At 67.4% G+C, this 12,748-nt stretch carries 12 protein-coding genes; 4 read left to right on the forward strand and 8 right to left on the reverse strand.

What is annotated here, in order from left to right; translation table 11 throughout:
• The 4 genes from ACO2Q5_RS15365 to ACO2Q5_RS15380 form a co-directional block, all read right to left on the reverse strand.
• Window positions 1–136 (reverse strand): glyceraldehyde 3-phosphate dehydrogenase NAD-binding domain-containing protein (locus ACO2Q5_RS15365; protein WP_423292873.1); only part of this gene is annotated, 136 nt, incomplete at its 3' end.
• Window positions 133–2,112, reverse strand: a complete 1,980-nt coding sequence (gene tkt / locus ACO2Q5_RS15370) for a transketolase (RefSeq protein WP_423292596.1) — start codon at window positions 2,110–2,112, stop codon at window positions 133–135. The genes ACO2Q5_RS15365 and tkt, both read right to left, overlap by 4 nt.
• Before the next feature lie 11 nt (window positions 2,113–2,123).
• Window positions 2,124–2,996, reverse strand: coding sequence for a phosphoribulokinase (locus tag ACO2Q5_RS15375; RefSeq protein WP_423292598.1), 873 nt, complete (start codon window positions 2,994–2,996; stop codon window positions 2,124–2,126).
• 3 nt (window positions 2,997–2,999) lie between these two features.
• Window positions 3,000–4,058, reverse strand: a complete 1,059-nt coding sequence (locus ACO2Q5_RS15380; RefSeq protein ID WP_423292600.1) for a class 1 fructose-bisphosphatase — start codon at window positions 4,056–4,058, stop codon at window positions 3,000–3,002.
• Window positions 4,059–4,110: 52 nt separating this feature from the next.
• On the opposite strand from ACO2Q5_RS15380, the gene cbbR reads away from it, so the two are divergent.
• Window positions 4,111–5,034 (forward strand): LysR family regulator CbbR, encoded by a 924-nt coding sequence (gene cbbR / locus ACO2Q5_RS15385; protein ID WP_423292602.1) that lies wholly within the window; start codon window positions 4,111–4,113, stop codon window positions 5,032–5,034.
• A gap of 78 nt (window positions 5,035–5,112) precedes the next feature.
• Here the strand turns inward: cbbR and ACO2Q5_RS15390 are convergent, their stop codons facing one another.
• The 4 genes from ACO2Q5_RS15390 to ACO2Q5_RS15405 are packed head-to-tail and all read right to left on the reverse strand — an operon-like array spanning window position 5,113 to window position 9,582.
• On the reverse strand, window positions 5,113–6,015 hold the full coding sequence (locus ACO2Q5_RS15390) for an energy transducer TonB family protein (RefSeq protein WP_423292604.1): 903 nt from the start codon (window positions 6,013–6,015) through the stop codon (window positions 5,113–5,115).
• Window positions 6,012–6,455 (reverse strand): TonB system transport protein ExbD, encoded by a 444-nt coding sequence (exbD, locus tag ACO2Q5_RS15395; protein ID WP_423292606.1) that lies wholly within the window; start codon window positions 6,453–6,455, stop codon window positions 6,012–6,014. Before exbD ends, ACO2Q5_RS15390 begins: the two co-directional genes overlap by 4 nt.
• A 3-nt stretch (window positions 6,456–6,458) precedes the next feature.
• A complete protein-coding gene (gene exbB / locus ACO2Q5_RS15400; RefSeq protein ID WP_423292608.1) occupies window positions 6,459–7,463 on the reverse strand; it encodes a tonB-system energizer ExbB in 1,005 nt (334 codons plus the stop codon).
• A gap of 16 nt (window positions 7,464–7,479) precedes the next feature.
• Entirely contained in the window at window positions 7,480–9,582 is a 2,103-nt protein-coding gene (locus tag ACO2Q5_RS15405; RefSeq protein ID WP_423292610.1) for a TonB-dependent receptor domain-containing protein, read from the reverse strand.
• Between the two features lie 206 nt (window positions 9,583–9,788).
• Between ACO2Q5_RS15405 and ACO2Q5_RS15410 the strand changes: the two genes are divergently transcribed.
• From ACO2Q5_RS15410 to ACO2Q5_RS15420, 3 genes are read left to right on the forward strand one after another with little or no spacing between them, the layout of a single operon-like run.
• Window positions 9,789–10,829 carry a hemin-degrading factor gene (locus ACO2Q5_RS15410; RefSeq protein WP_423292612.1) on the forward strand — a complete coding sequence of 347 codons (1,041 nt, stop codon included), beginning with the start codon at window positions 9,789–9,791 and terminating at the stop codon, window positions 10,827–10,829.
• Window positions 10,826–11,677, forward strand: coding sequence for a heme/hemin ABC transporter substrate-binding protein (locus ACO2Q5_RS15415; RefSeq protein WP_423292614.1), 852 nt, complete (start codon window positions 10,826–10,828; stop codon window positions 11,675–11,677). The genes ACO2Q5_RS15410 and ACO2Q5_RS15415 overlap by 4 nt, the downstream gene beginning before the upstream one ends.
• A 2-nt stretch (window positions 11,678–11,679) precedes the next feature.
• Window positions 11,680–12,747, forward strand: a complete 1,068-nt coding sequence (locus ACO2Q5_RS15420; RefSeq protein ID WP_423292875.1) for a FecCD family ABC transporter permease — start codon at window positions 11,680–11,682, stop codon at window positions 12,745–12,747.
• Window position 12,748 lies beyond the last annotated feature (1 nt).

Genomic DNA, 12,748 nt, shown 5'->3' on the forward strand with positions numbered 1-12,748 from the left:
GATGCGCATTGGTCTCGACCGGGCCCAGATCGTTCAGCGCCACGACCTCAATGTCCGTGCGCCCCGATTCGATGATCGCCCGCAATACATTGCGCCCGATCCGGCCAAATCCGTTGATGGCAACCTTCGTCGTCATTTCGTCCTCATCTCTCTTGCGGCAGCGGCCACCGCCTCTGCGGTGATGCCGAATTCACGGTAAAGCCGGTCCGCCGGGGCCGAGGCGCCGAAGCCCGTCATGCCGACGAAGCGGTCCTCGGGGCGCAGCACGGCGTCCCATCCCATGCGGATCGCCGCCTCCACCCCCACACGGGGGCCGGTGCCCAGCACGCTGCGGCGGTAGGCCTCGGGCTGGGCTGCAAACAGTTCGAAGGAGGGGAGCGACACCACCGCGGCCTCGATCCCGTCAGCGGCCAGCAGATCTGCGGCGGCACAGGCGATCTCCACCTCCGACCCGGTGGCGATCAGCGTCACGTCGCGGCGTTCTGCCCAGCGGATCACATAGCCGCCCTTCGCGGTCATGTTCTCTGTCGCGTCGCGGCGCAGCAGGGGCAGGTTCTGCCGCGACAGGGCCAGAAGCACCGGGCGGTCGCGGCTGGCCATCGCCACCTCCCACGCTTCGGCGGTTTCCACCGCATCGCAGGGGCGCAGCACCGTCACGTTCGGGATCGCCCGCAGACTGGCCAGATGTTCCACCGGCTGGTGTGTCGGCCCGTCCTCGCCCAGACCGATGCTGTCATGGGTCATCACAAAGACCGTCGGCACCCCCATCAGCGCGGCCAGCCGGATCGCCGGGCGGCAGTAATCGGCAAAGGCCATGAACGTGCCGCCATAGGGCCGGAACAACCCGTGCAGCGCGATGCCGTTCATCGCCGCCGCCATCCCGTGTTCGCGGATGCCGTAGTGGATATAGCGCCCGGCAAATTCCCCCGGCGTCACGGCGGTCATGCCTTTGGTCCGCGTCAGGTTCGACCCCGTGAGGTCCGCCGATCCGCCCAAGGTGAAGGGCAGCGCCGCATTGACCACGGCAAGGGCCATTTCGCTGGCTTTGCGGGTGGCGACCTTGGGCCGGTCGGCCAGAAGCCCGGCCTTGAAAGCGGCCATCGGCGCGGTCAGCGCGGCACTGTCCGCCGCCTGTGCGGCAAGGAAGGCGGCACGGTCGGGAGAGACCGAAAGCCGTGCCGCCCAATCCCGGTGCGCCTCGGCCCCACGAGAGGCGACCCGGGAAAACGCTGCATAAACCTCGGCCGGGATGTCGAACGGAGCATGCGGCCAGCCCAGATGGGCGCGCGCCGCGGCAATCTCGTCCGGGCCAAGGGGGGCGCCGTGGACATCATGGCCGCCCTGCTTGTTCGGGGCGCCGCAGCCGATCAGCGTGCGGCAGGCGATCATCACCGGGCGGTCGGACCGCCGCGCCTCTTCGATGGCATCGGCGATTTCGGCGGGGGTGTGACCGTCGCAGGTCAGCACCTTCCACCCGGAGGCGCGGAACCGCGCCCCCTGATCGACCGAGGTGGACAGTGCCGTATCGCCGTCGATGGTGATGCGGTTGTCGTCCCAGAGGACGATCAGCTTCGACAGCTTCAGATGGCCGGCAAGGTCGATGGCTTCCTGACTGATCCCCTCCATCAGGCAGCCGTCACCGGCGATGACCCAGGTGTAATGATCCACCAGCCCCGGAAAACGTGCGGCCCCCATCCGCTCGGCCAAAGCCATGCCCACGGCGGTGGCGATGCCCTGGCCCAAGGGGCCGGTCGTCACCTCCACCCCCTGCGCATGACCGTATTCCGGATGCCCGGCGGTCCGCGCGCCCCATTGGCGGAAGCTTTGCAGCTGGTCCATGCCCATATCGGGATAGCCCAGAAGGTGGTTCAGCGCATAAAGCAGCATCGAGCCGTGGCCCGCCGACAGCACGAAACGGTCGCGGTCGGGCCAGTCATGTGCGGCGGGGTTCAGCGTGATGAAGCGGTTGAACAGCACCGCCGCCACATCGGCCATGCCCATCGGCATGCCCGGATGGCCCGAGTTTGCTTTCTGCACCGCATCCATCGTCAGGGCGCGGATCGCATGCGCCATCAGCCGCTCGTCGGCGGTGACCGTGGTCTGCACGTTCATGACAGGTCCTTTCAGTGGCGCTTTTTGCGGTCGATCAGCCGCAGGATCAGCGGCGTCAGGATCAGCTGCATCGCAAGGTCCAGCTTGTTGCCGGGGATGACGATGGAATTGGCCCGCGTCATCCAGGACCCCGCGATCATCGAGATCAGATAGGGAAAGTCGATGCCGCGCGGGGATTTGAACCGGATCACCACAAGGCTTTCATCCGCCGTGGGAATCCAGCGCGCGATGAACGGGTCAGAGGTGTCGACGACCGGCACCCGCTGAAAGTTGATGTCGGTTTCGGTGAACTGCGGGCAGATGCAATGCACATAGGCATGCATCCGGCGCAGGATGGTGTCGGTCACCGCCTCGGTCGAATAGCCGCGGGTCGCGCGGTCGCGGTGGATCTTCTGGATCCATTCCAGATTGATGACCGGCACCACCCCCACCTTCAGATCGGCGTGGCGGGCGATGGAGACCTCGTTGTTCACCACCGCGCCATGCAACCCTTCGTAGAAGAGGAGGTCCGATCCGTCCTCGAACGGGGCCCAGTCGGTGAAGGTGCCGGGTCGTCCGGCGTAAAGCGCGGCCTCCCGCTCGTCATGGATGTAGTGGCGGGTCCGGCCCTTGCCGGTTTCGCCATAGTCGCGGAACACCCGCTCCAGCTCGACCAGTTCATTCGCCTCATAGGAAAAATGCGAGAAGGTCATGTCGCCTGTGGCGGTGCGGCGGGCGAGTTCGGCCTTCATCGCCTCGCGGTCGAAGCGGTGGAAGGCGTCGCCCTCGATGGACACGGCCTTGATCCCCTCACGCCGGAAGATCTGGTCGAAGGTGTGTTTCACCGTGGTCGTGCCCGCGCCCGAAGAGCCGGTGACCGAGATGATGGGGTGCTGGTTGCTCATGGATCAGCTCCGGAACAGGCCGCGGCTGCCGAACAGGGCGGCCGTTTCGGCTTGGGGAAGGTCATGGTAGGCCGAGACGCGCGCCACATTGTCGGCCGAGCCGAAGATGAAAGGCGTGCGTTCGTGCAGGCTGCGGGGGCGGTGGTTCAGGATCGGGTCGATCCCGTCGGTGGCGCGGCCGCCCGCCTGTTCCACCAGAAAGGCGATGGGCGCGCATTCATAGAGATAGCGCAAGCGGCCCCGTTCATAGCCGCGGCGGGCATCGGCGGGGTAAAGGAACACGCCCCCGCGCGACAGGATGCGGTGCGTTTCGGCCACCAGAGAGGCGACCCATCGCATGTTGAAGTTCTTTTCCCGCGGCCCTTCGGTCCCGGCCATGCAGTCATCGACCCAGGCCCGCACGGGCCGTGTCCAGTGCCGGTAGTTCGAGGCGTTGATCGCAAACTCGAACGACTTGCGGCAGATGGTGACGGCGGGGTCCCCCAGCCGGAACCGCCCGGTGTCGGGGTCCAGCAGGTATTTCTGCACCCCTGCGCCGAAGCTGAGCATCAGGCAGCATTGGGGCCCGTAGATCACATAGCCCGCGCCGACCAGATCCCGCCCGGGGCGGAGGAAGCTGTCTTCGGCGGTGTCGCCCGCCGGGAAGATTGCGAAGATCGACCCGATGGAGACATTCACCGCGATGTTCGACGATCCGTCCAGCGGGTCGATGGCCAGTGCCAGCCCCCCGGCGGGGTTCAGTTCAAGCGCGCTGTCCTGCTCTTCCGAGGCGAAGAACCGCACGTCCGATCCGGCCAGCGCGGCCCGGAAGGCCACGTCGGCGATCACATCCAGCGCCTTCTGCGCATCGCCATCCGCATTCGCGGCCAGCGTGTCGTCATGCAGCGCCTCGTCCAGCCCGCCGCGGGCGATCCGCCGCGCCAGAGTGGCGGCCACCCCGGCGATGCGCTGGACAACATCCTGATATTGCGCCGGAACATAGGTGTCCGGTGTCTCTAGCCTTGCATCCCGCACGGCGGCTCCTCCCCCGATGGCAATGCTGATGGGCGGACCTTGCGCCATTGTCTGTTTCGTGGAAATTTAATTAGGCGGAAGCAGTCTTCAGGAAATATGAATGCCAAGGATGGATGCCGTCACTCTGCGCCAGCTGCGCGCCCTGCTGGCCGTGGCCGAGACCGGGTCGTTGACCGCGGCGGCGGGGGGGCTGGGCCTGTCGCCGCCCGCGGTCCACGCCCAAATCCGCAGTCTGGAGAATGCCTTGGCGGTTCCGCTGCTGATCCGGGCGCCCGACGGGTCCGGCTCTCGCCCCACGCCAGAGGCGGCGCTGGTGCTGGAAACCGCGCGGCGGATCGACATTGCCCTGCGCGGCTGTGTGGAACAAATTGCCGCAGTGAAGGCGGGCCATGCGGGCCGGGTGACCTTGGGCGTCGTCTCCACCGCGAAATATTTCGCCCCCCGGCTGGTGGCCCGGCTGAAGGATCTGTGCCCGGGGATCGAGGTTTCGCTGCACGAGGCCAACCGCGAAGGGATCGTGGCCGATCTGGAGCGGGGGGCGGTGGATCTGGCCATCATGGGCCGCCCGCCGCGCCACCCGGAGGTGACGGCCACCGTCCTTGGTCCGCATCCCCATGGTCTGGTCGCGCCCGCGGGTCACCCCTTGGCCGGGCGGCGCGTCACGGTCGAGGATCTGGTGGATCAGCCGATGATCACGCGCGAGGACGGGTCCGGCACCCGCATCCTGATGACGCGCTATCTGGACAGTCAGGCCGAGGGGCGGGTCTTCGACCTGACGGTCATGGGGTCGAATGAGACGATCAAACAGGCGGTGCTGGCCGGGCTGGGGCTGGCCTTCCTGTCGCTGCATACCGTGACGGATGAGGTGCAGCAGGGCCGTCTGGTCACGCTGGACGCGCCGGGCCTGCCGTTGATCCGCCAGTGGTTTCTGGTCCACCCCCAGCACGCGCCGCTGTCCCCTGCCGCGCGGACGGTGCATGACCGCATCGTCGGACTGGGCGCGGCGGTGCTGCCGGGCGGGTGAGATGCCGGTCCCGAACTGGCCGGTCTCCCGCTCGTCCCCGCAGGGCCGGGGACGGCCGTTCCTCCCGGCCTCTGGCCGTTATCTTCCCAGAAACTCGAACGAATAGCTGCGGCCCACGCCGGGCGGCGGGGCGGGGAAGGGGGCAGAGCGGCGGATATGGTCCAGCGCCACCTGATCCAGTTCGGCCGAGCCGGAGCTGCGCGCGATGGACACTCCCGCCAGCCCGCCATTGTCCGAGATCGTGAAGGCCACAACAGCCACGCCTTTCGCGCTGATCCGCTTCTGCTTGGTCTTTTTGACCTTCTTCATCACCTGCGCGCCATAGGTTGCGGCGCTGACCTTGCCCGACCCGGCCGAGGCGGCGCCGGATGCGGGCTTTGACGCGGCACTGGAGGAGGCAGCCGCGGCGGCGGCCTTCTTCTTTTCCGGGGGCTTTTCGGTCGGTTTCGCCTTGGCGGTCTTCTTCTCCACCTTCTTCGGCTTCACCTCGGCCTTCTTCACCGGCTCCGGCTCTTCCGGGCGCTCCGGCCGGGCCTTCGGGCGGATCGAGACATCTGCCACCTGCGGCGGGGGCGGGGGGATGTCTGCCACGGGGGCGTCATCTGCCGGCGCCTCGGTCATTTCGGGCAGATCGGGCACATCCGGCGCTTCGGTCAGTTCGGGCGCGTCGGGGGCGACATCTTCCACCGGCGCCTCGGCCTGTTCTTCGGGCACCTCTTCGGAGACTTCGGGCGCCGGTTCCGTCATCGCCTCCACCGCGGGCGAGGGGGGCAGCATGACCATCAGCGGCGCGGCCTCTTCGCCCATCGATTCGCCCGCAGGCTGGATCGACATGGCCAGCGCGGCCACCCCGGTGATCAAGAGCGCGGCCACGCTGGTCGAGGCGAGCCAGCCCCACATCCCGCGCTGCGACCGGCCCGGGAAACAGGGCAGCAGCGGCGCGACGGGGCAACCCGAAGCGGATCTTGCGGATCGTGTCATGGTGCACCTCCTGCGGCGCCGGCGGCACCTTCCAGCCCGACCAGCGCGACCTTCAGATAGCCCGCCCCGCGCAACCCGTCGAGAACGGCCATCAGCTCGCCATAGGGAATGTCGCGGTCCGCCCGCAGGAAGACCGCGGTTTCACGGTTACCACCGCTGGCCGCGTCCAGCGCCGCCTGCAGCGTGTCCGTCGTCACGGGTTCGTTGCCAAGGCTCAGCACCCGGTCGGCGCCCAGCGACAGCCACAAAGGTTCATCCGGGCGGGTCTGCGGCGCGGCCGAGGATCCGGGCAGGTTGACCGGCACATCCACGGTGGACAGGGGCGCCGCCACCATGAAGACGATCAGCAGGACCAACATCACATCGATGAACGGCGTGACGTTGATCTCGGACATTTCTTCGGTATCGTCGTCCGGCCCGCCGCCCAGAGAAACCGCCATGGCTCAGCCCCCCGCCGCCAGACGGTCCAGCGCCTGGCTCTGGTAGCGTTGCGTTGCGGCGGCCACATCGGCCAGCCGGTGGCGATAGCGCGCCAGACGGCGCGAGCAGATGTTGTAGATCAGCACGGCCGGGATCGCTGCCGCCAGACCGATGGCAGTGGCCAGCAGCGCCTCGGCAATGCCGGGGGCCACGACGGCAAGGTTGGTGGTCTTCGTCTCGGCAATGGCAAGGAAGCTGTTCATGATGCCGAAGACGGTGCCGAAGAGCCCGACGAAGGGCGAGAGCGAGCCGATGGAGGCCAGAATGCCGGTGCCGCCGCGCAGCCGTTGAGCCGCGCCCGCCTCGATCCGGGCAAGGGCGGCCTGCGTGCGTTCCCGCGTTCCGGCGATCAGCGCGGGTTCGGCGGCGGCAAGCTGCAGTTCCTCGGCTGCGGCGCGGACCATGTCGGCACCGGGGCCGCGTTGGGCCTGCACCGCATCGGCGGCGGCCTGCAGCCCGCCCGCGGCGCCAAGGCTGCGCCCGGTCCGCGACAGGGCACGGAAGGCAAAGGCGAATTCGGCCGTTTTCTGGATGTAGATGACCAGCGTGGCAAAGGCCGCGACGGCAAGGCCCGCCATCACCGCCTGCACCACCCAATGCGCCTCCTTCACGATGGAGACGAGATCGGTCGAGGTGTGGAGGGTTGAAGGATCGGGCTCGGTCGCGGCAGCAGGTTCTGCAGCGGCAGGCATCACTTCAGGGGCAGTCGCGGTGGCGGGTGCCGTTGCCGGACCCACGCCGGGGGCCGCGGGCGTGGCCGCGGGGACACCGCCCGGGACAGACCCGGAGGGTGCGGCAGGCGCCGCATCACCCGCGGCGGGAACCGCGGGCAGGGCGGGCGGCGCCGCCTCTTCGGCCGGGGCGCCGGACTGAACCGGCGCCTCGGGGATCACGGCGGGCGGGGTGCCGTCCTGTGCCGCTGCGGCCGTTGCAAAGGCCACGATCAAAAGGGAAAGCAGAACCCGCATCCGTCGTCTTTCTGTCTTACCAGGCAAAGGTCTTGGCGATCGACAGCTTAGCGCTGCGGCCAGCCCCTTCGTCGAGCGCAAGGTTGTTCATATAGGCCGTGTCGAACACATTCTCGACCGCGAAGTTCACTTCCATCCCCGCCAGCGCGCCGTCTTCCGGCTTCCACGTCACGAACAGATCGTGCGTGTCATAGGCCTTGCCCGCCAGCGCATTGCCGGTGGTCAGGGCCGGGCCAGTCGCGATATTGTCGTGATAGTAGCCGCGCCAGCCCAGAACAAGGTTTTGCGCGGGCAGCTTGACGCCGGCCGTCAGCGAGACCGTCTCGGACGGGGTATCGGCCAGCTGTGCGCCGGTCAGCTCGTTGCGGGATTTCACCTTGCTCCACGAGGCACCGGCAAACCAGCGCTCTGCGTCGTAAGACGCCTCCAGCTCGGCGCCCCAAAGTTTCGCCTTGCCGATGTTGGTGTAATAGGGCGAACCCGCCGGACCGCCGCTGTTGCGGGTGACCATGTTGGTCAGGTCGTTGTGGAAACCCGTCACCTTCAGCTGGAGGAGGTCGGTGTCAGAGAACACGCCTTCCTGGTTGACCGTGAAGCCCAGTTCCCAGGTCTTGGCCTCTTCCTTCTCCAGCGTCAGAGCCGGGGCCTGCACACCGCCCGTGGTGTAAAGCTCGTCCAGCGTCGGCATCCGCTCGGTGGTGGAGTAGGAGGCGAAGACGGCGAACCTGTCGTTCAGTTCATACATCGCGGCCAGCGAGGCGGACATTGCGCTGTCGTCGGTGGCCGAACCGCCTGCCGCAATGACGGCGGCCGAGGGATCGCGATCACCGAAATCGACGCGGATACCGGGGATCAGGACCAGCCGGTCGTTCAGCGTGAATTCGCCCTGCGCATAGACGCCGACCTTGGTGTCGGTGCCCTCGGGGTGGAAGGCGAAGCTGCCCAGCGAGGATGAGGCGGTGCGGTCCTGCTTCTGGAACTGGGTTCCGAAGGTCAGGTAATTCTCCCATGCGCCGAACGAGATATCGGCGGTGTTTTCGACCTTCAGCGCGACCGTCTTGTAGCCATAGGTCGAGGGGCAGAGAATCGCCAGATTGCCCGGGCCGCAGCTGGCCATGCCGCCGTGGAAGTTGTCCTTGTCCACGGTCGTGTCGGTGTAGGACAGCTGCACCGTCAGATCAAGGAGATCGTTCCCGGCAAAGCCGTGGTTCCAGGTCAGGGTGGCGGTATCGTCCTGAGTCTGCACATCCATCAGGCCGAAGACGCCCATGAAGGCTGCGCCGCCGGACTGGACCACCTCGGTGTCATGCAGATCGGATTCGCTGCGCGAGTAAGAGAAGGTCAGCGTCTGGTCGTTGTCCTGACCAAAGGTCCACTTGCCCTTGACCAGCGCCGAGGTGCCGTGGAACTCGGTCCCGCGGATATCGTCGCCCGATCCGTCCTGCACCACGTCATTGTCGGTCTTGTGCAGCGAGACGAGGAATTCGGCATTGCCCGCGCGGGTGGCATAAAGGACGCCATAACCAAGGGAATCGCCGTTCGACCCGTAAGAACCCTTCACCCGCAGTGCGGAATTCTGATCCGCGGTCAGGAAGTCGCTGGCATCCTTGGTGGTAAAGGCCACAACGCCGCCGATGGTCCCGGTGCCGTAAAGCGTCGAGGAGGCCGGGCCGCGCAGCACTTCGACCCGCTTGAACAGCTCCAGATCGCCGAAGAAGCTGCCCATGCGGTAGCCTTCGAAGAACTTCGGCGCACCGTCCACCGTGACCTTGATCCGCTCTTCCGAAGCGGCCTGTTCGGTCGCGCCGATGCCGCGGATGTTGAACGCCTGGCCCAGCGGACGCGCCGAGGCGCCTGCGGTCTGCACGCCGGGGACGCCCTTCAGCAGATCGGCCAGGGTCGAGGGCTGCTTCTGGTCGATGTCAGATTGTTCCAACGCAGTCACCGCCTGCGGCGTCTCGATCGCCACCTTGGCCGTGCCGGTCCCAAGGATGATGCGGCCCAGCATCTGGAAAAAGCCGCCCTGCTCCTGTGCAAGGGCAGGTGTCGTGCAAAGCGCAAGCAAGGTGGCCGAGGCGAGAAGCCGCCTTTTCAGGGCGGATGTGGGTGGCAAGGTCATGGGGTCCCCTTCGATGTCCCGTTTCTGGCAGAGGGGCTGGCTTCCCATGGGGACGAGCTGGCGGTGCAGAAGATTCTGACTTGATCTGTCAGGAAAAGGCTTCTAGGAATGCCGAGTGTAATTGTCAAGTATCCCGAACGGGATAGGACATCGCGGCCCAGCCCGAAGCCAGAGGCGCGCGTTCCCGAAATGCAAAAGGAAACGCCATGGCACCCCGCCTGAGCCCGGAAGATATCCGTAACCTTCGCGCCGAAAAGGCGCCGTCCCGCGCCCGTGATTTTGCCCATTCGAACGGCATCACCGAGGCAGAGCTGGTCGCCGCCTATGTCGGCCACGGCACCACCGCCATCGCCGCCCATCCCGACGGGCTGATGCCCTTCGTCAAGGAGATGGGCGAGGTCATGGCGCTGACCCGCAACGAATCCTGCGTGCATGAGCGGGTGGGGGTCTATTCCGATTACCGCAGCGGTGAAATCGCCGCGATAGTGCTGGACCCGGAAATCGACCTGCGGATTTTCCCGTCGCACTGGGTGCATGGCTTCGCGGTGGAAGAGCAGGGCGAGAAGGGCCCGAAACGCTCGATCCAGATTTTCGACGCCGCGGGCGATGCGGTTCACAAGATTTATCTGCGTGAGGCATCCGATGTGTCCGCATGGGACCGGATGGTGCCCGCGCTGGCGCTGCCGGCGCAGTCGGGTGTTCTGGACCTGCAACCGCGCAAACCGGTGGAGGGTCCGAAAGGGGAGACCGCACAGCGTGACGAGCTGCGCGCGGCATGGGGCCGGATGACCGACACCCACCAGTTCCTTGGCATGGTGAAGGGCCTGAAGATGAACCGGCTGGGCGCGAACCGCGTGGTCGGTGCGCCCCATGCGGTGCCATTGGCGCTGGATGCGGTGACGCGCACGCTGGAACTCGCCTCCGCGCGCAAGGTCCCGGTGATGATCTTCGTGGGCAACATGGGCTGCATCCAGATCCATGGCGGGCCGGTGGACCGGATCGTGCCGATGGGGCCGTGGATCAACGTGCTGGACCCGCGGTTCGACATGCACCTGCGCACCGATCATGTGGCCGAGGTCTGGCTGGTCCGCAAACCCACCCGTACGGGCGAGGCGGTCAGCGTCGAGGCCTTTGACAAGGACGGCATGCTGATCCTGCAGATCTTCGGCTACCGCAAGGACACCCCGGCGGAGCCGTGGAACGAACTGGCCGCCAGCCTGCCGGTGCTGGAAGAGGTGCCGGCATGATCCGCGCGGCACTGGCGGGGCTTTTGGCCCTGTCTCTGCCCGCCGCGGCCGAGACCTACCCGGAGGCCCGCCGCGTCGTTTCGGTCGGCGGATCGGTGACCGAGATCGTGGTGGAACTGGGCGCGGCGGACCGGCTGATCGCCCGGGACACCACCTCGAACTATCCTGAAAGCATTCTGGCGCTGCCCGATGTGGGCTATATCCGTGCGCTGTCGCCCGAAGGGGTGCTGGCGCTGGACCCCGACCTCATCATCTCGGAAGAGGGCGCAGGCCCGGCCGAGGCGGTGGAGGTGCTGCGGTCTGCGGGCATTCCCTTCGTGGAAATGCCCGGCGCGCCCACGCCCGAAGGCATTGCCGAGAAGATCCTTGCGGTCGGAGACGTGCTTGGCCTTCAGGACAAGGCCGCGGAACTGGCTGCTTCGGTCACCGCCGGGCTGGACACGGCAAAGGCGCGGGCCGCCACCGTGACGCAGCCGAAGAAGGTGATGTTCATTCTGGCCATTCAGGGCGGGCAGGTCATGGCCTCCGGTCAGGGGACCGAGGCCGAAGGCATCATCGAACTGGCCGGCGGGGTGAATGCCGTCACCGGGTTCACCGGCTACAAGCCTATCACCGATGAGGCGGTGCTGACCGCGGCGCCCGATGTCCTGCTGATGATGGACCGCGAGGGCGATCTGGCCATTGCCAATGCCGATGTGCTGGCGCATCCCGCGCTGGCGCAGACGCCCGCGGCGGAAACCGGGGCGATCATCCGCATGGACGGGATGCTGATGCTGGGCTTCGGCCCGCGCACACCGCAGGCCGCGGCCGACCTTTTCGCGGCGCTTTACCCGGGTCTGGCAAAATGACCATGGCCACCGCCGGGCAGGAGATGCGGGTGCCGGGGCGGCTGGTCCGCGACCGGACGGCGCTGATGCTGGCGCTGGCCCTGCTGGCCGGGGCGGTAGCACTCTTGTCGCTGGGCACCGGGGCGGCGGGCCTGTCCCCCCTGCGCCTCCTGTCCGCGCTGACCGGGGGCGAGGCACTTTCGGCCCGCGACCGGGTGGTGCTGTTCGACATCCGCCTGCCGCGGCTGGTCATGGGGTTTCTGATCGGCGGGGCGCTGGCGGTGTCCGGCGCGCTGATGCAGGGGCTGTTCCGCAACCCGCTGGCAGATCCCGGCATCACCGGGGTCGGCGCGGGCGCCGGGCTGGGGGCGGTCCTCTCCATCGTGCTAGGGGGCATGCTGCCTGCTTCGCTGGCCGCGCTGGCCGGGCCGCATCTGACCGCTTTCGCGGCCTTTCTGGGCGGCTGGAGCTCGACGCTCCTCCTTTACCGCGTCGCCACGCGGGAGGGGCAGACCAATGTGGCCACCATGCTGCTGGCCGGAATCGCGCTTGGCGCGCTGTCCGGTGCCGTGACCGGGGTGCTGGTCTATCTGGCCGATGACAAGCAGCTGCGTGACCTGACCTTCTGGGGCATGGGGTCGCTGGCGGGCGCCACTTGGCCCAAGATCGCCGTGGGGGCCGCGATGATCCTGCCGCTTCTCGTGCTGGCGCCCTTGCTGGCGCGGGGGCTGAACGCTTTGTCTCTGGGCGAGGCGCAGGCGCTGCATGTGGGGCTCAGGGTGCAACGGCTGAAGAACCTTGCCATTCTGGGCACGGCGGCGGGGGCGGGGATTTCCGTCGCGCTGGCGGGCGGGATCGGATTCGTGGGCATCGTGGTCCCGCATCTGCTGCGGTTGGTGGCGGGGCCGGACAATCGGGCCATTCTGCCAGCGGCCGCGCTTCTGGGCGGCACGCTGCTGGTGGCGGCCGACATGATCGCCCGGACCATCGCGGCACCGGCCGAACTGCCCATCGGGGTGATCATGGCGCTGATCGGTGCGCCGGTGTTCCTGTGGATCCTGTTGCGTCAGCGCGGACTGGCGGGCTTCTGAG

This window comes from Neotabrizicola sp. VNH66 (assembly GCF_049445895.1).
In the GTDB taxonomy this organism is placed as follows: Bacteria; Pseudomonadota; Alphaproteobacteria; order Rhodobacterales; family Rhodobacteraceae; genus Pseudogemmobacter.